The sequence below is a fragment of the Pantoea sp. LMR881 genome, from assembly GCF_027157825.1.
GTDB lineage: Bacteria > Pseudomonadota > Gammaproteobacteria > Enterobacterales > Enterobacteriaceae > Pantoea > Pantoea haifensis.
The window spans coordinates 137512-158602 of the sequence record NZ_JAPVOK010000002.1; the positions used below are offsets into that span (position 1 = coordinate 137512).

At 52.4% G+C, this 21091-nt stretch carries 12 protein-coding genes and 5 pseudogenes; 15 read left to right on the forward strand and 2 right to left on the reverse strand.

Annotation, left to right across the window (positions count from 1 at the left end):
- Position 1: 1 nt before the first annotated feature.
- From cheA to flhE, 13 genes and pseudogenes are all read left to right on the forward strand, one after another.
- Positions 2–1972 carry a chemotaxis protein CheA gene (cheA, locus tag O3W44_RS02290; RefSeq protein WP_269294346.1) on the forward strand — a complete coding sequence of 657 codons (1971 nt, stop codon included), beginning with the start codon at positions 2–4 and terminating at the stop codon, positions 1970–1972.
- 23 nt (positions 1973–1995) lie between these two features.
- A complete protein-coding gene (cheW, locus tag O3W44_RS02295; protein ID WP_269291835.1) occupies positions 1996–2493 on the forward strand; it encodes a chemotaxis protein CheW in 498 nt (165 codons plus the stop codon).
- Positions 2494–2624: 131 nt separating this feature from the next.
- On the forward strand, positions 2625–4289 hold the full coding sequence (locus O3W44_RS02300) for a methyl-accepting chemotaxis protein (protein WP_269291836.1): 1665 nt from the start codon (positions 2625–2627) through the stop codon (positions 4287–4289).
- A 237-nt stretch (positions 4290–4526) separates the two neighbouring features.
- Positions 4527–6089, forward strand: coding sequence for a methyl-accepting chemotaxis protein (locus tag O3W44_RS02305; protein WP_269291837.1), 1563 nt, complete (start codon positions 4527–4529; stop codon positions 6087–6089).
- Between the two features lie 128 nt (positions 6090–6217).
- Positions 6218–7894 (forward strand): methyl-accepting chemotaxis protein, encoded by a 1677-nt coding sequence (locus O3W44_RS02310; RefSeq protein WP_269291838.1) that lies wholly within the window; start codon positions 6218–6220, stop codon positions 7892–7894.
- A gap of 81 nt (positions 7895–7975) precedes the next feature.
- Positions 7976–8848: a protein-glutamate O-methyltransferase CheR gene (gene cheR / locus O3W44_RS02315; protein ID WP_269291839.1), complete on the forward strand. Its 873-nt coding sequence runs from the start codon at positions 7976–7978 to the stop codon at positions 8846–8848.
- A complete protein-coding gene (locus O3W44_RS02320) occupies positions 8848–9897 on the forward strand; it encodes a protein-glutamate methylesterase/protein-glutamine glutaminase (RefSeq protein WP_269294347.1) in 1050 nt (349 codons plus the stop codon). The genes cheR and O3W44_RS02320 overlap by 1 nt, the downstream gene beginning before the upstream one ends.
- Positions 9898–9936: 39 nt before the next feature.
- A pseudogene (gene cheY / locus O3W44_RS02325) lies at positions 9937–10325 on the forward strand (chemotaxis response regulator CheY).
- A gap of 9 nt (positions 10326–10334) precedes the next feature.
- Positions 10335–10973: pseudogene (cheZ, locus tag O3W44_RS02330) on the forward strand (protein phosphatase CheZ); the annotation flags it as partial.
- Positions 10974–11810: 837 nt separating this feature from the next.
- Positions 11811–12020: a hypothetical protein gene (locus tag O3W44_RS02335; protein ID WP_269291840.1), complete on the forward strand. Its 210-nt coding sequence runs from the start codon at positions 11811–11813 to the stop codon at positions 12018–12020.
- Between the two features lie 391 nt (positions 12021–12411).
- A pseudogene (flhB, locus tag O3W44_RS02340) lies at positions 12412–13562 on the forward strand (flagellar biosynthesis protein FlhB).
- The gene (gene flhA / locus O3W44_RS02345; RefSeq protein ID WP_269291841.1) at positions 13555–15648 is read left to right on the forward strand and encodes a flagellar biosynthesis protein FlhA; all 2094 of its coding nucleotides are present in this window, start codon (positions 13555–13557) and stop codon (positions 15646–15648) included. The pseudogene flhB and the gene flhA overlap by 8 nt, the downstream one beginning before the upstream one ends.
- On the forward strand, positions 15648–16040 hold the full coding sequence (gene flhE, locus O3W44_RS02350) for a flagellar protein FlhE (RefSeq protein WP_269291842.1): 393 nt from the start codon (positions 15648–15650) through the stop codon (positions 16038–16040). The genes flhA and flhE overlap by 1 nt, the downstream gene beginning before the upstream one ends.
- Before the next feature lie 49 nt (positions 16041–16089).
- On the opposite strand, the gene argS is transcribed toward flhE, so the two are convergent.
- The gene (gene argS / locus O3W44_RS02355; protein WP_269294348.1) at positions 16090–17817 is read right to left on the reverse strand and encodes an arginine--tRNA ligase; all 1728 of its coding nucleotides are present in this window, start codon (positions 17815–17817) and stop codon (positions 16090–16092) included.
- Between the two features lie 621 nt (positions 17818–18438).
- On the opposite strand from argS, the gene O3W44_RS02360 reads away from it, so the two are divergent.
- Positions 18439–18999, forward strand: coding sequence for a VOC family protein (locus O3W44_RS02360; protein WP_269291843.1), 561 nt, complete (start codon positions 18439–18441; stop codon positions 18997–18999).
- Here the strand turns inward: O3W44_RS02360 and O3W44_RS02365 are convergent.
- A pseudogene (locus O3W44_RS02365) lies at positions 18996–20140 on the reverse strand (MalY/PatB family protein). The gene O3W44_RS02360 and the pseudogene O3W44_RS02365 overlap by 4 nt on opposite strands.
- Positions 20141–20226: 86 nt before the next feature.
- On the opposite strand from O3W44_RS02365, the pseudogene cutC reads away from it, so the two are divergent.
- A pseudogene (gene cutC, locus O3W44_RS02370) lies at positions 20227–20978 on the forward strand (copper homeostasis protein CutC).
- The last annotated feature ends 113 nt before the right edge of the window (positions 20979–21091 follow it).

Genomic DNA, 21091 nt, shown 5'->3' on the forward strand with positions numbered 1-21091 from the left:
CATGGACATCAGCGATTTTTACCAGACGTTTTTCGATGAAGCGGATGAGCTGTTAGCGGATATGGAACAACACCTGTTGGGACTCGATCCCCAGGAACCAGACTCCGAACAGCTTAACGCCATCTTCCGCGCTGCCCACTCCATTAAAGGCGGAGCCGGAACATTTGGTTTTACCGTATTGCAGGAAACGACTCACATCCTGGAAAACATTTTAGATGGTGCTCGTCGCGGCGAGATGCAGCTCAGCACCGACATCATCAACCTGTTTTTGGAAACCAAAGATATTATGCAGGAACAGCTCGATGCTTATAAAACCGCGCAAGAGCCTAACGCGGAAAGCTTCAAATATATCTGTGAAGCACTGCGTCAGTTAGCGTTAGAGGCAAAAGGCTTACCCGTTGAGCAGCCTGCGCCCGTCGCGGCGGCCCCTGTAGCCAGCACCCCCGCATCGGGTGGTCTGCGCGTACAACTGGTTGACCTGAAAGAAAAAGAAGTGGAGTTGCTGCTGGAAGAGATGAGTAACCTGGGGTCATTAAGCCAGGTTCAGAAAGGCAGCACTACGCTTGAAGTCACGATTGAGGGTGTCAGCAAAGATGACATCGTTGCGGTGCTCTGTTTTGTCATTGAAGAAGCGCAAATCCGCTTCCCTGATGCAGCCGCCGTGCCAGTTGAAGCCGCGCCTGCCGTAGCCGAAGCACAAACTCCGGCGGTGGCAGCGGTAGCTGAAGCACCTGTCGTGGCGAAACGCGAAGCAAAACGTGCTGCCGCTCCGGCAAAATCCAGCGAATCCAGCAGTATTCGCGTAGCCGTTGAGAAGGTTGATCAGCTTATTAACCTGGTCGGTGAATTGGTGATCACCCAATCGATGCTGGCGCAGCGTTCGGGCGAACTCGACCCGGTTGCCCACGGTGATCTGCTGAACAGTATGGGACAGCTCGAACGCAACGCCCGCGATCTGCAAGAGTCGGTGATGTCAATTCGTATGATGCCGATGGAGTATGTCTTCAGCCGCTTCCCGCGTCTGGTACGCGATCTGGCCAGCAAGCTCGGCAAAGAAGTAGAACTGACGCTGTTGGGCAGCTCAACCGAACTCGATAAGAGTCTGATTGAACGTATCATCGATCCGTTAACGCACTTAGTGCGTAACAGTCTCGATCACGGTATCGAATCCCCGGAAAAACGTCTGGCTGCAGGCAAGGTTGCGACCGGGAATCTGACGCTGTCTGCGGAACATCAGGGCGGCAACATTTGCATTGAAGTTTCAGATGATGGTGCCGGTCTGAACCGTGAACGCATTCTTGCCAAGGCACTGTCGTCTGGCTTGCCGGTGAGTGAGAACATGAGTGACGAAGAAGTCGGCATGCTGATCTTCGCTCCTGGTTTCTCTACAGCAGAGCAGGTAACGGATGTCTCTGGCCGTGGCGTGGGCATGGACGTGGTGAAACGAAACATTCAGGAAATGGGTGGCCACGTTGAAATAGCGTCGAAGCAGGGGAAAGGCACCACTATACGCATTTTACTGCCGTTGACGCTGGCGATCCTTGATGGCATGTCAGTGCGGGTGGCGGACGAAGTGTTTATTCTGCCGCTGAATGCTGTGATGGAATCGCTGCAACCGCGTGCTGAAGAGTTAAAACCGCTGGCGGGTGGCGAATGCGTGCTGGAAGTACGAGGCGAATATCTGCCACTGGTTGAACTGTGGAATGTCTTTGATGTGCAGGGTGCGAAAACTGAAGCGACGCAAGGTATCGTCGTCATTCTGCAAAGCGCAGGCAAGCGTTACGCGCTGCTGGTCGATCAACTGATTGGTCAACATCAGGTGGTGGTGAAAAACCTGGAAAGTAACTATCGCAAAGTGCCAGGGATCTCAGCTGCCACCATTCTTGGCGATGGTAGCGTGGCGCTGATCGTCGATGTCTCTGCGCTGCAATCACTCAACCGTGAAAAACGTGTGGCTGGCGCTGCCGCCTGATTGATAAAGAAAAGGTAAATAACATGACTGGAATGGCAACCGTAACAAAAATCGCTGGCGAAACTGTCGGCCAGGAGTTTCTGGTCTTCACGCTGGGCGATGAAGAGTACGGCATCGATATCCTCAAAGTTCAGGAAATTCGTGGTTATGATCAGGTAACCCGTATTGCCAATACGCCAGAGTTTATTCGCGGCGTAACTAACCTGCGTGGCGTCATCGTGCCGATTATCGATCTGCGCGTGAAGTTCTCCCAGCCAGACGTAGAGTACAACGACAACACCGTCGTGATTGTATTAAATCTGGAAAATCGCGTGGTGGGGATTGTGGTTGATGGCGTGTCTGACGTCCTGTCGCTGACACAGGATCAGATCCGGCCTTCACCTGAATTTGCTGTCACGATGTCCACTGAATACCTGACCGGGTTAGGTGCACTGGGCGATCGAATGTTGATTCTGGTCGACATCGAGAAGCTGCTGAGCAGCGAGGAGATGGCGCTGGTCGATAACCTGCGTACTGCGTAATCCCTGCAAACGGGTCAGTCAATACTGGCCCGTAATAATTGCCCTCGTAATAATTTCCCCTCGCTATAAATTCCCCGGTAAATTGCCGATAGTAACTTTGCTAAAACACTTACTTTTACCAGGGTTAATTTATGTTTTCTAAAATCCGTGTTGTGTCCAGTTTGCTGCTGGTATTACTTATATTCGGCTTGTTGCAGGTTATAGCAGGCACGATTTTTTTTAACGCGTTGAATAACGATAAGGAGAGTTTTGTTGTTGCACAAAAGGCCAGCGATAACACTGAGGCGTTAAATGATGCTTACATGAGCCTTAATCAGAGCCGTGTGCTGCTGACACGTATTCAGCTGCGTTTTGCCAACAGTAAACTGGACGGTAAACCTGCGGCAGTCAGTGACTTATTCAATGAAATTAAAGAATTTCAGCAACATGCTGCTGAATATTTTAAAGTCTTTAAAACCACACCAGGCACCCCAGGCCAGGATGCGCAGCTGAATGCCCGGCTGGAGAAAGCGTACCAGGCCTATGCGCTCTCGTTAGATCAGTGGGAAGAGGCGCTGTTAGCTCACGATTTAGACGCAGCTGACAGGGTGCCGGTCACTGCACGTCAAATCGAATTTCTGAATATTCATACCAAATGGCGCACGGATCAGAATCGCCTGATGCAGTTGGGCGCGAAGATCAATGCAGAAGCCTACGAGCGCATGGTGTGGATTATTGGCGGGATTATGCTGTGTGTCGTACTGCTGATTGCCTTGTGCTGGGTGGGTATGCGACGCGTCCTGCTCATTCCCCTTGATACCAATATCATGCATATAAAACGTATCGCATCGGGCGATCTCACGCAAGAAATCGTGGTGGAAGGGCGCAACGAGATGAGTGAACTGGCCGCCAGCCTGCATGATATGCAGCAGTCGCTGGTGCGTACCGTGAGTAATGTGCGTCAGGGTTCAGATGCTATCTTTAGTGGAGCCAGTGAAATTTCAGCCGGTAATAACGATTTGTCGGCCCGCACTGAACAGCAGGCGGCATCGCTGGAGCAAACGGCTGCCAGCATGGAAGAACTCACCGCAACAGTCAAACAAAATGCCGAAAATGCCCGTCAGGCATCGCAGCTGGCGTTAAGTGCTTCCGAAACGGCGAATAAAGGCGGCAGTGTGGTTGCCAGCGTGGTGAAAACCATGAGCGATATTGCTGTCAGCTCAAAGAAAATTTCTGATATCACCAGCGTTATTGATGGTATCGCCTTCCAGACCAACATCCTCGCGCTGAACGCCGCCGTTGAAGCTGCCCGTGCCGGTGAGCAGGGGCGTGGATTTGCCGTGGTCGCGGGTGAAGTTCGCAGTCTGGCACAGCGTAGTGCGCAGGCCGCGAAAGAGATCAAAGGCCTGATTGAAGACTCTGTAAGTCGCGTTAACACCGGGTCAGAACTGGTTGGCACCGCCGGGGATACCATGAACGATATCGTCGGGGCTGTCACGCGCGTCACTGATATTATGGGCGAAATCGCTTCGGCATCGGATGAACAGAGTCGCGGTATCGATCAGATTGGTCTGGCGGTAACAGAAATGGATCGGGTGACGCAGCAAAATGCGTCGCTGGTAGAGGAGTCGGCGGCGGCGGCGGCATCGCTGGAAGAACAGGCCAGCCGTTTGAGCCAGTCTGTGACGGTATTTAAACTGCGCGAATCCGTTGAGCAGTCGCACTCCAGACGTACGCCTGTTGCGGCAACGGTTTCCGCTACTCTGACCAACGTTGTCGCTGCGCCAGCCGGCGAGAACAACTGGGAAACGTTTTAAGCCCTGCCCAAAATGCCAGCCTCGCCAGGCTGGCATTGTCTTTAACTGTTGCGAACTTTCCCCTGTGCGCGTGCCAGTAAAGACGTATACCAACCCCTGCTATATCCACACAAAAAAAGCGATTATTTAGAATAGTTACAAAAGTCGTTTATTTCACAAAACTTGCCAGTTGCGCTAACAAATCCCCTGATTTCGCCGATATAGGCGCTGAACCATATCAATTTCCTGGGGAAAGAAATGTTAAAACGTATAAAAGTGGTGACCAGCCTGATTTCGGTACTGGTCATTTTTGGCGTGTTGCAGTTACTTTCGGGCAGCCTGTTCTGGTCAGCCCTTAATAAAGACAAAGAAGCTTTTGCACTGTCACAACTCTCTAACCGCAACGTCACGGCAATGACGGATGCATGGATCGAACTTAACCAGACGCGCACCGTGCTCAACCGCGCCATGCTGCGTTTACAAACCAACATGGCATCGCAAATTAATGGTGGCGATATTGATGCCCTGGTGCAGCAGGCGAAACAGCAGCTTGCGGTCGCTGAACGCTATTACAACATCTATCACGACCTGCCAAATACGGCGGGTCTGGGTGATGTTCTGCCGGCACGAATTGAAGCGGATTACGCAAGCTATCACGATGGACTCCAGGCGATGCTGGAGCGTTTGCAGGCTAACGATCTTGAGGGCATGTTTAAACAGAACATCGAAGAAAAGCAGAACACCATGAAAGCCAGCTATAGCGACTGGCGTGCGAAGCAAACTGAGCTTTCTGAGCACGGTTTGCAACAGAACCAACACGCATTTACCCAAATGATGTGGCTGCTGGGCGGGGTTGCAGTCTCGGTTATCGCAGTGATTATCGCCTGCTGGTTTGGCCTGCGTCAGGTGCTGATTCAGCCTTTGCAGAATGTGATTGGGCATATTCGCGCTATTGCATCTGGCGATCTTACTCAGCCGATCGTGGTTGAAGGACGTAACGAGATGACGCAACTGGCGGCGGGCGTGCAGGAAATGCAGCAATCGCTGGTCATGACAGTAGGCAACGTGCGTGACGGTTCAGACGCTATCTTTACCGGTGCCAGCGAAATTGCCGCTGGCAACAATGATCTTTCTGCCCGTACTGAAGAGCAAGCGGCGTCACTGGAACAAACGGCGGCCAGCATGGAACAGCTCACTGCGACGGTAAAACAGAATGCCGATAACGCGCGTCAGGCTTCGAACCTTGCGCTTTCAGCGTCTGAAACGGCACAGCAGGGTGGCAAAGTAGTTGATGGCGTGGTTAAAACCATGAAAGAGATTGCAGGCAGTTCGAAGAAAATCGCAGACATTATTAGCGTTATTGACGGCATTGCCTTCCAGACCAACATTCTTGCTCTTAACGCGGCAGTAGAAGCAGCCCGCGCTGGTGAACAGGGTCGTGGTTTTGCCGTGGTGGCCGGTGAAGTGCGTAATCTGGCGCAACGCAGTGCGCAGGCCGCGAAAGAGATCAAAGGCCTGATCGAAGATTCTGTAGCCCGTGTTGACAGTGGCTCGCTACAGGTTGAGAGCGCAGGCAGCACCATGACTGACATCGTTGATGCGGTTACCCGCGTCACCGACATTATGGGCGAAATCGCCTCGGCGTCTGATGAGCAGAGTCGCGGCATCGATCAGGTCGGTCAGGCCGTAACGGAAATGGATCGCGTCACGCAACAAAACGCCTCGCTGGTAGAACAATCTGCCGCCGCTGCAGCTGCTCTTGAGCAGCAAGCCAGTGCGCTGAGCCAGGCCGTATCGGTATTCAGAATCTCTCGCGCCTAACCTTTTAATCATACCCGCGCGGCGGCTGGTCCAACCCCTTCCGCCGCGCATAAAGTTCCCTTTGCCGCGCCGATAACCCTCTTACCTGCGTTAACAGATAAGGCAAATTGCCAACCATTGAGGTGTTTATGTTTAGTCGAGTAAAAGTTGTCTCCGGCCTGCTATGTGTGCTGGCGTTGTTTGCTTTGCTGCAAATGTTTTCCGGCGGCATGTTTTTTCAAACCGTCAGTTCAGACAAAGAAAACTTTGCCTATAACCAACGTCTGAGCACGTTGCAGCAGGCGATGGGAACCTCGTGGGTTTCGCTGGTTCAGGCGCGTAATACTTTGAACCGTGCAGGGATCCGCTACCTGCAAGATGGGCAAATGGCCGGCTCCGGCGCAACCGTTAAGGAACTGGTCGCACTGGCGAGCGAAGAGCTAAAACGTGCCGAGCAGGGCTTCGAGGAGTTTAACGCTAACCTGTCTGAAAAAGGCAAGACGGCTGAAAACGTTCTGACGCTGCAAGCCAACTACAAGGCCTACCACGATGCGCTGGCTGATTTGATCGCATTTCTGGGCCGTGGTGACTTCAAAGCGTTTATCGATCAGCCTACCCAGAGTTTCCAGGACAAATTCCAGAAAGATTACGACGAGTGGATGCGTTACAACCTGGTGCTGGCGAAGCGTGGCATTGATGCCAACAACGATGCTTATCAACGTTCCATCCTGCTGGTGGTGGGGACGCTGGCCGTAACCCTGCTGATGATTGTGCTGGTCTGGAATGTGATGCGCAGCGCGCTGATTCGCCCATTGAAACAGAGCATTGAACACATTCAGCATATTGCCCGTGGCGACCTGACGCAGCCCATTGACCTCACTGTACGTAACGAAATCGGCGACCTGCTGAGTTCACTGCAACACATGCAGCAAGAGCTGGTGCGCACGGTGCGCACGGTGCGCGACGGCTCTGACGCTATTTATACCGGCGCCAGCGAGATTGCTGTGGGCAACAACGATCTCTCTTCCCGCACTGAAGAGCAGGCTGCTTCGCTGGAACAAACGGCTGCCAGCATGGAGCAGTTGACCGCCACCGTTAAACAGAACGCTGAAAATGCTCGTCAGGCATCACAGCTGGCGCTGAACGCCTCAGAAACCGCTCAGCAAGGCGGAAAAGTGGTGGATGGTGTGGTAACGACCATGAAAGAGATCGCGGGCAGTTCGAAGAAGATTGCTGACATTACCAGCGTGATTGATGGCATTGCTTTCCAGACCAACATTCTGGCACTGAACGCGGCGGTTGAAGCGGCACGTGCCGGTGAGCAGGGCCGTGGCTTTGCTGTGGTCGCAGGTGAAGTGCGCAGTCTGGCACAGCGTAGTGCGCAGGCCGCGAAAGAGATTAAGGGACTGATTGAAGATTCCGTCAATCGCGTCAATACCGGTTCGGTACTGGTAGAAAGTGCCGGTGAGACCATGAGCGATATCGTCAGCGCCGTGACGCGCGTCACCGACATCATGGGCGAAATCGCCTCGGCGTCAGACGAGCAGAGCCGGGGTATCGATCAGGTGGGCCTGGCTGTTACAGAAATGGACCGTGTGACGCAGCAGAACGCTTCCCTGGTAGAACAGTCTGCGGCAGCGGCAGCGGCACTGGAAGATCAGGCCAGCAACCTTAAACAAGCGGTTTCTGTGTTCAATATCGGTAAAGAATTTGTCGCCCAGGCCGTTAACAAGACAACGGCAACAAAAAACTTCCGTCTGGATGCGCCGCAGGCGGTTACCCGCCAGCCGGTTTCCCGCAGTGATGAAAACTGGGAAACCTTTTAATCGCCTGGATTGCCCGGTCAGTTAGATCGCCGGGCATAGCAGCAGAAATTTAATGTGTTTAGTTGAGTGCCAGGTGCAGAAATGAAGAAATCGACGTTATTGGATCAAAACGAGGCGACGACGCTGCTGTCGCAGATGGTTCAACGTTTACCGCTCTCGGATACGCACTTTCGCCGTATCAGCCAGCTGATCTATCAGCGTGCGGGTATTGTGCTGGCCGATCATAAGCGCGAAATGGTTTACAACCGTTTGGTGCGTCGCCTGCGCACGCTAAACATTGATGATTTTGGGCGCTATCTGGCGCTGCTGGAGAACGATCCTAACAGCGCCGAATGGCAGGCATTTATCAATGCATTGACCACGAATCTGACCGCTTTCTTTCGCGAGGCGCACCATTTTCCCATCCTCGCAGAGCACGCCCGTAAGCGGCAGGGCAGCTTCAATGTCTGGAGTACCGCAGCGTCAACAGGCGAAGAGCCTTACTCAATCGCCATGACGCTGGCTGAAACACTGGGGACGGGTCCCGGTAAATTTCAGGTTCATGCCAGTGATATTGATACACAAGTGCTTGAAAAAGCGGTGGCAGGGGTTTATCGCCAGGAAGAGCTGCGCACGCTGTCGCCCGCACAGTTGCAGCGGTTCTTTCTGCGCGGCACCGGGCCGCATGCTGGCATGGTGCGAGTGCGTCCTGAGCTGGCCAACATGGTCACCTATGCGCAGCTGAATTTGCTGGCCAATGACTGGTCGCTGCCTGGGCCCTTTGACGCAATCTTTTGTCGCAATGTGATGATCTATTTCGACAAAGAAACGCAAGAGAAAATTCTGCGTCGGTTTGTACCGCTGTTGAAACCGGGCGGCATTCTGTTTGCCGGTCACTCAGAAAACTTCAGTCAAATCAGTAAAGAGTTTTGGCTGCGTGGGCAAACCGTCTATGGACTGACGAAGGAAAGATGATGAGCAAAATCACCGTGATGTGCGTGGATGACTCTGCGCTGATGCGGCAATTGATGACCGAAATCATCAACAGTCATCCCGATATGGAAATGGTTGCAACGGCACCCGATCCGCTGGTCGCCCGCGATCTGATTAAGCAGTTTAATCCGCAGGTGCTCACGCTGGATGTTGAGATGCCGCGCATGGATGGGCTCGATTTCTTAGAGAAATTGATGCGGCTGCGTCCCATGCCTGTGGTGATGGTGTCATCGCTCACCGGTAAGGGGTCTGAAATAACCTTACGGGCGCTTGAGTTGGGTGCGGTGGACTTTGTCACCAAGCCGCAGCTTGGCATCCGGGAAGGCATGCTGGCCTATAGCCAGATGATTGGCGATAAAATTCGTGCAGCGGCACGGGCACGTCTGCATGCGCGCAGTGCGATGCAGGTCCCGGCCACGCTGAAAGCGGGACCGCTGTTAAGTAGTGAAAAACTGATTGCCATCGGTTCGTCAACGGGCGGCACCGAAGCGATTCGTCATGTGCTACAGCCACTGCCCGCAACCAGTCCGGCACTGTTGATTACACAGCATATGCCGCCAGGTTTTACCCGCTCCTTTGCCGAGCGTCTGAATAAGCTGTGTCAGATCACGGTAAAAGAGGCGGAGGATGGCGAGCGTATTTTGCCGGGTCACGCCTATATCGCGCCAGGTGCCATGCATATGGAACTGGCACGCAGCGGCGCTAACTACGTTGTGAAACTCAACGAAGGGCCACCGGTTAACCGGCACAAACCCTCAGTGGATGTGCTGTTCAAATCGGTAGCGATTAATGCCGGACGCAACGCAGTGGGGGTGATCCTGACGGGCATGGGCAATGATGGTGCTGCGGGCATGCTGGAAATGCATCGCGCTGGTGCCTGGACCATCGCGCAAAACGAGGCGAGTTGCGTGGTATTTGGCATGCCGCGTGAAGCGATTGCCACAGGTGGCGTGAGCGAAGTAGTCGATTTAAGCAATATCAGTCAGCACATGCTGGCGAAAATTAGCGCCGGACAGGCATTACGTATTTAACAGGCCCGTCCTGCCGGGCGAGATAACACAGGAGTAGATATGGCTGATAAGAATATGCGCTTTTTGGTGGTTGACGATTTCAATACGATGCGCCGCATCGTACGTAACCTGCTAAAAGAGCTGGGCTTTAATAATGTGGAAGAGGCAGAAGATGGCGTTGACGCGCTGGCAAAACTGCGAGCAGGCGGCTTTGACTTTGTCATCTCTGACTGGAACATGCCAAACATGGACGGTCTGCAACTGCTGCAAACGATCCGTGCCGATGCCGCGATGAGCAGCATGCCGGTATTGATGGTCACTGCGGAAGCGAAAAAGAGAACATCATTGCGGCCGCACAGGCTGGTGCCAGCGGTTACGTAGTGAAGCCGTTCACTGCGGCGACACTGGAAGAGAAATTAAACAAGATTTTTGAAAAACTGGGCATGTAAGGAGATGTGATGAGCGACCTTCCGAAATCAACTGAAGATGCCTCGGCACACGACATTATCTCCCGCATTGGCTCTCTTACGCGTATGCTGCGTGAAAGCCTGCGCGAGCTGGGGCTGGATCAAGCCATTGCCGAAGCCGCCGAAGCAATTCCTGATGCGCGCGATCGTCTGGACTATGTGGTACAGATGACCGCCCAGGCCGCCGATCGCGCACTGAACTGTGTAGAAGCCGCACAACCGCATCAGGACAAAATGGAAGCCGGGGCAACTCAGCTGAAAGGGCGTTGGGATGCGTGGTTTGAAAACCCAATTGAACTTGCCGATGCTCGTGAGTTGGTGACGGATACGCGCGAATTCCTTGATGCCGTGCCAGGTCATACTGCTTTCACCAACAAGCAACTGCTTGAAATCATGATGGCGCAAGATTTTCAGGATCTCACCGGTCAGGTTATCAAGCGCATGATGGATGTTATTCAGGAAATTGAGCGTCAGCTGTTAATGGTGCTGCTGGAAAACATGCCAGAAGTGAGTGCAGAAAAACGTCAGGAAGGCACCAGCCTGTTGAATGGTCCGCAGATCCATGCCGATGCACCGGGCGTGGTCGCGAACCAGGATCAGGTGGATGACTTGCTGGACAGCCTGGTTTTTAACCGTCTGGCAGCAGGTTTGAGGCGTTGCATCGTTAGCGATAGATATTTAATGAGCTGGCGAAGTAACACGCAAGCTTCCCTGTGAGATTGCCCTTAAATCGTGTGATCATGCTGACAAACCCCATGTTTCTACATGGGGTTTTTTCTTTTTAAATGAGATGTAATTCACACCATAACAAATCTATCTAAAATAAAAACAGGTGAAAATATTGTTAATAAAGCTTTGGGTTTTTTGAATTTCTTTGAGCGTTATTCATATCTGAATCCACGTTAACTTCTTATTTTATAAATAAGTTTATTTTATCTTTATTTAAAGTGAATCAGTAATGCATTTATTTTAAGTGTTGTGTGAAATATATTGGTGAGCAGCGGGTAGTGAAGAAATAAAAGGGGTTGATCGTTTTTTTGTTGTGAATATTCTATGAAGACCATCAATGCAGTAGAGTGTTAAATAAGGATGTTATATGAGAGAACTCAGCACTGAAGAAATAGAAATGATCTCAGGTGCCGGTAATTATGCTGACAAGCATGGGCCTGGTAATGACAATAACAGAGGTAGAGGGAACTCTAATGAAAGAGGAAATCCTCGTTATAACGATCCCGGAGTAGCGGGTTGCAATAAGGCTATCATAGTGGGTGGAATTTAGGGCTCCCTGAGAGGAGGACTGCCAGGAGTTGCAATTGGCGTTGCCGGGGCAGCATTAGGGAATTCCTGCTCTACATCAAACGGTTCTTCTAATAATAATAATAGTAAGAACAGTAATAATTTCAGTGGTCAGTGTCGTTGGTAATAAAACAATCCCGGCCATATGCGCCAGGATGTCCAGGGGAAGGGATGAATAATTTATTAAAAATTACAGCAATTTTTACAGGCATTATGATTGGATATGCTTTTCTTAACGGGGCTTGTATCAGCGAAGGATCTTATGCTGCGCCACGAGAACTCTCTGAAGTTGTTGTGACAATATTCACCCTTCTTTCATCAATAGATATATGCTTAAAGGTAATAAAATTCTTTTCTCCTCAAAAAAAACAAACCAGCTGAAGCATAAATGTTTCGCGCAAGGGTCATATGTTCAAAATGAGCGGTTTGTAATATTCGATATGATTTGACCTGGAAGCGCATGCAGACGGCAGGTTACTCACTGCAATGGTTTTCAGCGTTTTGCTTGCAGCACCGCCAGGCGTTTTGGGTTCCGCGTTGATGATGGCTTTATTGGCTGTCTTTATTAGCGAGAAACGTTGACTGATGCCAGTAAACAGAGAGCCGCTTCAGGCTGGATTGGTGCTCGTTTTCCCAGCCCAGAGCATCAGGTTTGTTTGCCCTTCTTTTTTCCATTCGGCAAAGAGCGCCTGTTTTATCCGTTTTATCTCCGCTTTAACTCCACGCTACTTTGGCATCCTATGCTCAGAAATCCCATCCACCGAGGTTTGTTGTGGCTGAAGAGAGCGACGAGGACAAAACAGAATCCCCCACACCCCACCGACTTGAGAAAGCACGGCAGGAAGGGCAGATTCCGCGATCGCGCGAGCTGACCTCCGTATTAATGTTGCTGGCAGGCATCATGATTTTGTGGCTGGGCGGCACCTCAATGGCAGGGCGCTTAGCCCGGATGGTGGCGACCGGGTTGCAATTTGATCATGGCATGGTGACAGATGACAAAATCATCATCAGCCATATCGGCAATCTGGTCAGTCAGGCCATTCTGGCACTGCTGCCGCTGTTAGGGGATTAGTGCTGGTTGCTATTGCCGCACCAATGTTGCTTGGCGGCATCGTGATCAGCGGTAAATCGATCAAACTGGATTTTACCAAGCTGAATCCGCTGCCGGGTTTTAAGCGCATGTTCGCTGGTCAGGCCTGGACTGAACTTTTCAAAGGCATTCTGAAAGCGATTCTGGTGGGTTCCGTTGCCGGTTGGTATATCCGCTCACACTGGCCTGACATGCTGCACCTGATCAGCGAATCGCCGATCAATGCACTTACTCACGGCATGAATATGATTGTGGTGTGTTGCTCGCTGGTGATGCTGGGGCTGATTCCCATGGTTGGCTATGACGTCTTCTGGCAGCTCTACAGCTATTACAAAAAAATGCGTATGTCACGCCAGGAAATCCGCGACGAGCACAAACAGCAAGAGGGTGACCCGCACGTCAAAGGACGCATTCGTCAGCAAATGCGCGCCGCCGCACGCCGCCGCATGATGGCTGACGTGCCTAAAGCTGATGTCATCGTGACAAACCCGACGCACTATTCTGTCGCGCTGCAATATAACGAGAAAAAAATGAGCGCACCGAAAGTGATAGCAAAAGGCGCGGGCGAAATCGCACTGAGGATCCGTGAACTGGGTGCTGAACATCGCATTCCGGTTTTAGAAGCGCCGCCGTTAGCGCGTGCGTTGTACCGACACACTGAAATAGGTCAGCACATTCCCGGCGCGCTTTATGCCGCGGTTGCGGAAGTACTGGCGTGGGTATGGCAGTTGCGCCGCTGGAAGCTTGAGGGCGGCCTGATCCCAACCAAACCAAAACATCTGCCTGTCCCGGCAGAAATGGACTTTGCAGGAGAGAATCGAAACGATGGCTAATCTGGCCGAAAAACTGCGTTTACCGAACAGTTTTAAAGATACGCAATGGCAGATCATGGCCGGTCCGGTGCTGATCCTGATGATTCTGTCGATGATGGTGCTACCGCTGCCACCTTTCATCCTCGATCTGCTGTTCACCTTTAACATTGCACTCTCCATTATGGTGCTGCTGGTGGCGATGTTCACCCAGCGCACGCTGGAGTTTGCGGCGTTTCCGACCATTTTGCTGTTTTCAACCTTGCTGCGTCTGGCGCTTAACGTCGCCTCAACCCGTATCATCCTGATGGAAGGGCATACCGGTGCGGCAGCCGCAGGCCAGGTTGTTGAAGCGTTTGGTCACTTCCTGGTGGGCGGTAACTTCGCCATTGGTATCGTGGTGTTTATCATCCTGGTGATCATTAACTTTATGGTTATCACCAAAGGGGCTGGCCGTATCGCAGAAGTGGGTGCGCGCTTTGTACTTGACGGGATGCCAGGCAAACAGATGGCGATTGACGCCGACCTCAACGCCGGTCTGATTGGCGAAGAGGAGGCCAAGCGTCGTCGTCAGGAAGTGACGCAGGAGGCGGACTTCTACGGTTCGATGGATGGTGCAAGTAAATTTGTGCGCGGCGATGCCATCGCGGGCATTCTGATCATGGTGATCAACGTGATCGGGGGCCTGCTGGTCGGTGTGGTACAGCACGGTATGGACGTTGGCCATGCAGGTGAGACCTACACTTTGCTGACCATCGGTGATGGCCTGGTTGCACAGATTCCGGCGCTGGTTATCTCCACCGCAGCGGGCGTTATCGTGACCCGTGTTGCGACCGATGAAGATGTCGGCGAGCAAATGGTTGGCCAGTTGTTCAACAACTCGCGCGTGCTGATGCTCAGCGCCGGGGTTATTGGCCTGCTGGGTCTGGTTCCGGGTATGCCAAACCTGGTGTTCCTGCTGTTTACTGCTGCTTTGCTGGGTCTCGCCTGGTGGATTCGTGGCCGTGAGATGCAGCCGCAAAACAAAAAAGCGGAATCCAGCAGCATTGTTCAAAAAGCACAGGAGACGCCTGCGGCAGCCGAAGCCTCCTGGACCGATGTACAACTGGAAGATACGCTCGGCATGGAAGTCGGTTATCGCCTGATTCCGATGGTCGATCACCTGCAAAATGGCGAACTGTTAGGGCGTATCCGAAGCATTCGTAAAAAAGTCGCGCAGGATGTTGGCTTCCTGCCGCCGGTGGTCCATATCCGGGACAATATGGAGTTACCGCCAGCGCGCTATCGCATCCTGATGAAAGGGGTGGAAATTGGCAGCGGCGATGCTTATCCAGGGCGCTGGATGGCGATAAATCCCGGTACAGCTGCGGGTACGTTACCCGGCGAAGCGACGGTTGATCCGGCCTTTGGGCTGGCCGCAATCTGGATTGACAGCGCACTGAAAGAGCAGGCGCAAATCCAGGGCTTTACCGTGGTTGAAGCCAGTACGGTGGTGGCAACGCACCTTAATCACCTGATCGGACAATATGCCAGCGAGTTGTTTGGTCGCCAGGAGGCGCAACAGCTGCTGGATCGCGTCACGCAAGAGATGCCGAAGCTGACAGAAGATCTGGTGCCGGGGGTGATCACATTAACCACGCTACATAAAGTGCTGCAAAACCTGCTGGTGGAGAAGGTCTCCATTCGCGATATGCGCACCATTATTGAAACGCTGGCTGAACATGCGCCGATCCAGAACGATCCGCAGGAACTGACCAGCGTGGTGCGCGTCGCATTAGGCCGCGCCATTACGCAGCAGTGGTTCCCCGGCAACGACGAAGTGCAGGTAATTGGACTTGATGCAACGCTGGAGCGTCTGCTGCTCCAGGCTTTACAAGGCGGCGGTGGACTGGAGCCAGGACTGGCCGATCGTCTGCTGAACCAGGCGCAGGCTGCGTTACAGCGTCAGGAAATGCTGGGTGCACCTCCTGTGTTACTGGTTAATCATCCGTTACGTGCGTTGCTGGCGCGCTTCCTGCGTCGTAATCTGCCGCAACTGGTGGTGCTGTCTAATATGGAACTCAGCGACAACCGTCAGATCCGCATGACTGCAACCATTGGAGGCAAATAATGACGCGTTCGCTCTGGATGCTGGTGATGTTACCTTTGTGGGCACAAGCGGCTGGCGGCGCGTGGCATGCCAGCGCCAATGGACCGTCGCTGGTCAACCGCGGCAGCTGGCAACATTCACAACCGCTGCTGCCGTCCGCAAAGGTGAGTGGCCATATCAATGTCGTGAACTGGCGCTACCAGCTCAGTAAACCTGCACCTTCTGGACTGGAAGTTAAACTGTGTGCGGCGCAACGCTGCACCTCATTAGAGGGTGCCAGCGGCACGACACGTGGACTGGCGCATGTTGCCGCCGATGAAAGCCTGCATATGGTGTTTGGTTTTGCCGGGAAGGGAGCATTACCGCCGGGGCTGCGCGTTGTGAGCAGTGAAGTCACGGTGAACTACCGCTGACAGTTTATAACAGCGCATAAAAAAACCCGCCTGAGCGGGTTTTTTTGTTTTACATGCGTTCGACTGTTTTAATGCCGAGCGTATCGAGGCCTTGCTGCAGGGTTTTAGCTGTTAACGCTGCGAGCTGTAAACGGCTAAGGCGGGTGACGTCATCCGCACTGAGGATCGGGCAGTGTTCGTAAAAGCCGGAGAACAGACCAGCGAGATCGTATAAATAGGCGCACATGACATGCGGCGTACCGTCACGCGCAACCTGGGTGATCACTTCTTCGAATTGCAGCAGGCGGGTAGCCAGCAACGCTTCGCGATCGTCCGTCAGCGTGATCTCAGCATCCAGTGAATCTGCATCAATGCCAGCCTTGCGGAACACCGATAAAACGCGGGTGTAAGCATATTGCATATAAGGCGCGGTGTTGCCTTCAAAGGCCAACATGTTATCCCAGTCGAAGATGTAATCTGTGGTACGGCTTTTCGACAGATCGGCATATTTAACCGCGCTAATGCCAACCACTTCTGCCAGCGATTTGACCTCTTCTTCGCTCATCTCTGGATTCTTTTCACGCACCAGGGTGTAAGCGCGCTGGTAAGCTTCATCCAGCAAATCGGAAAGTTTGATGGTGCCGCCGCTGCGGGTTTTAAACGGACGGCCATCTTTGCCCAGCATCATGCCAAAAGCATGGTGCTCAAGCGGAACGCTTTCCGGCACGTAGCCCGCTTTGCGCACAATAGTCCATGCCTGCTGTAAATGTTGGTGTTGGCGTGAATCGATATAGTAGAGCACGCGATCGGCACGCAGTGTTTCGTAACGGTATTTCGCGCAGGCGATATCTGTGGTGGTGTAAAGATAGCCGCCATCCTTTTTCTGGATGATCACGCCCATCGGTTCACCCTCTTTGTTCTGGAACTCATCCAGGAACACCACGGTTGCACCTTCGCTTTCAACCGCTAAGCCTTTAGCTTTCAAATCGCTCACGATGCCTGGCAGCATATCGTTATAGAGGCTTTCACCCATTACATCTTTGCGCGTCAGCGTAACATTGAGGCGGTCATAAATTTTCTGGTTCTGACTCATGGTGATGTCGACCAGCTTTTTCCACATCTGGCGGCAATAGTCGTCGCCACCTTGCAGCTTCACCACGTAACCGCGTGCACGTTCGGCAAAAACGGGGTCTTCATCATAGGTACGCTTCGCTTCACGATAGAACGCTTCGAGATCAGCCAGTGCCATCTCAGCGTGATCCTCGTTTTGCTGTTTTTCCAGGAAAGCGATGAGCATACCGAATTGCGTGCCCCAGTCGCCGACGTGGTTAGCACGAATAACGTTATGACCGAGGAATTCCAGAGTGCGTACCGCGGCATCACCGATGATGGTTGAGCGTACGTGACCAACGTGCATCTCTTTCGCCACGTTTGGTGCGGAGTAATCAACCACAATGGTTTGTGGCTCAGCCTGAGCCACACCGAGGCGCGGCAACTTAATGGCCTGTTTAGCCTGTTCAGCCAGCCAGTTGCGATCGAGGAAAATATTGATGAAGCCCGGCCCGGCGATCTCTACTTTGCTGGCGATGCCCGTCAGGTCAAGATGCTGCAAAACGGTTTCAGCTAACTGTCGCGGCGCTTGCCCCAGCTTTTTTGCCACGGCCATAATGCCGTTTGCCTGATAATCACCAAACTGGATCTTTGCAGACTGACGAACCTGGGGTTCACAATCGGCGGGTGCGCCGGCTAAAACCATTGCCTGACTGACTTTTGCGGAAAGAAGAGCCTGAATATTCACCGAGATACCTTCATATGCTGAAAAACGCTCGTTAATATTGCAACGAGCCGTCATCATCATCTTGCCTGGCATCCACTACCAGACAAAATGGAAAAAAATGAGGGAGAAAGTATACGTGAATTGTCTGTGGGCGTCAGTAGTTGGATAAAGCGGGGAAACAGCGCCTGAAATGTTTCCCGTGTGCTTTAACGGCGTCGGAGATGACGGCGAGGGTTCTTGACGCTTTTATCTTCTCGCACCTTCCAATGGCGGGAAATAGCAAATCCCATCAGTGCGATCAGGACCGCGACAACGATTAGCATAGACATTGAGCCATTCCTTTTAGTTGTGTTGGATCAAATTTATAAGAAAGGTCGGGTGGCTGCAATTGTTTGCCTGGCAAATAAGAGTTATCTCATTGTATTAAAGAACCTAATTAAAAACAGCAAGTTAACCTGTTTTCATCAAGTAAGTGCTGGCCCTAAAGAGGGAATAATCCGAATTAAAACGTTTAGTTATACGCTTTTATGGTAGTTAAAGCGCCAAATCGGATGAATCTTATCATTTTGTGGTACTTAACGCAGGCCAGACGGCGTTTTGTATTGGTTAGAAATATTGAATTATCTAAGGAGAATTTAGGCGGTGAACACCACTTTTCCGGCAGAATTGATCGATTTAGACGCAGATTTGCTGCGTTTTGAGCAAGCATTACAAACATTTTCTCAACGATTAGGCTTATCGCTTCGCGATCTTGAGGCGGATCATATCGCGGTTCGTTGCCATCAGGATGCCACTGCGGCGCGCTGGAAACAGGGATTACAGCAAATCGCGACCTTGTTTTCGGAAAACATCATCAACGGCAGACCCATCTGCTTGTTTAAACTGCATCAACCGATAACCGTTGCTGGCTGGCAGCTGGATATTATTGAACTGCCGTGGCCGGGTGAAAAACGCTATCGCCACGAAGGCTGGGAGCACGTAGAGATTGTGCTGCGCGGGGAACCCGACACGCTGGGCGTACGCGCTATGGCGCTGTTGTCGGATGATGCCCTGACGCAGCCGGGGATTTCGTTTAAAACCAGTTCGCCAAAAGGAGAGAAGGAGCGTTTGCCCAATCCGACCTTAGCGGTCACAGACGGGCAAACAACCATTAAGTTTCATCCGTGGCGACTGGAAGAGATCGTTGCCAGCGAAGCAGATTAACAGCGCAAAGCAACAGCACGCTGCATTCGCGTTATCGCTTCTTCCAGCGTGGCGCGGGTGCAACCAAAATTAAAGCGTACAAAGTTGTCATCACCAAAATCACGGCCTGGCGAAAAGCCTAAACCGTGTTTTTCGAAATAGAGGGCCGGACTGGCGACATCGAGCCCGCTGGCATCTATCCAGCCAAGGTAGGTCGCCTCGGGGATTGCATCGACAGGCCGGGCAGCGCGTTAACCTGTGCAACCAGCCAGTCACGATTACTGCGCAAATAGGCGAGCTGCGCCGCCAGCCAGTCATCACCGTCACGCCATGCTGCTTCAGCCGCAACCAGCGCCAGAATATCCACTGAAGGCACAATTCCCTGACGCACCCGATTAAAGCGTGCGCGCAGTTCAGGATTTGGAATAATCGCCATCGACGCGCCTAAACCAGCAATATTAAAACTCTTGGAAGGGGAGATGAGCGTAATGCTGCGCTGCGCCGCATCTTCACTGAGCGACGCGAAAGGTATATGTTCCAGGCCTGGCTCCAGCAGCAGATCGCAATGGATCTCGTCAGAACAGACGATCAAATCATGCTGTTGGGCAAAAGCCAGTTGTGCCTGCAATTCTGCGCGGCGGTAAACCGTGCCGCCAGGATTTTGCGGATTGCATAACATCAATAATTTTTCTTTGCCGCTCAGTTGGCTGGTGGCTGCATTGATATCAATGACCCAGCGGTGATTCTGCAGGCTCAACGGCAGGTTTAACTGCCCCCGGTCAGCTAATTTAGCTGCACCGCGAAACGGAGGATAAATGGGCGTTGGCGCAAGGGTTATTTCATCGGGAGCAGTGAAAGCACGGACTGACAAATTTAAACCACTTACCACCCCAGGCAACAGCACGATCCACTCAGGGTCAACGTGCCACTGATAGCGTGAGGCGAAGCGCGCAATAGCCGTGTCAATCAAGCCATGTGGCCTGTCGCCGTAGCCAAAAACCCCCTGTTCAACACGGGCTTTTAACGCTTCGATAATGCATGACGGCGACCGGAAATCCGTATCCGCTACCCATAATGGCAGTATGTCCTGGCCCGCATATTTGTGCCATTTCAGGCTATCGCTGTGACGCCGGTCTATCCGTTGGTCAAAATTGAATGTCATAGTTACCTTTCCGCGTAAACTCACCTTGTAGGTCAGATTAACTGATGAACCGGGTTCGAACCAGCCGTCATAAACAGGAGAAGAGAATGATCAAACTGGAAATTTGCTGCTATGGCGTGGACTGCGCAGTGAATGCGCAACAGGCTGGAGCCGATCGGGTTGAGCTTTGCACTTCACCACGTGAAGGGGGTTAACGCCTTCTGCCGGTATGCTTGAAGCCGCTCGTCGCGAGGTGGCGATACCGGTTCATCCCATTGTGCGACCACGGGGCGGAGACTTTTGTTATACCGCACGTGAATTTGAAGTCATGAAATCGGATGTCGCGTTAATTCGTGAACTCGGTTTTCCCGGCCTGGTGATAGGGATGTTAGATGAAGACGCACACATTAATCGCAGCCAGATGCGGCAGGTTATGGCGCTGTGTGAGGGTCTTTCGGTGACGTTTCATCGCGCCTTTGACCTGTGCCATAGTCCGAAACGTGCCTTAGAGGAGTTGACCGATCTCGGCGTCGCGCGCATTCTGACATCAGGGCAACAACAAAGCGCGGAAAACGGAATTGCATTGTTGAAGGAACTTAACGAACTCAGTGAGGGTCCTATTATTATGGCGGGTGCGGGCGTGCGCCTGAGTAACCTGCAAAAGTTTCTCGACATGGGTATTCGTGAAGTTCACAGCTCGGCCAGTCGCCTCGTGGCGTCGCCGATGCGTTATCGAAAAGCCGGTGTCTCAATGTGTTCCGAAGCTGAAACCGATGAGTTCAGTCGCTATTGTGTTGATGGTGACGTGGTGGAAGCGATGAAAAGTGTGATGCAGATGAATACCGTTCGGGTCGCCTGAATCACTCCCGATTTTGCCGCGCAGCACGCCGATCATTGACGTGATGCTTGCAAGTACCAAACCCCAGCGCCTTTGCTGGGGTTCTTTTTATTTAAAACAACAGGTTAGCCCAA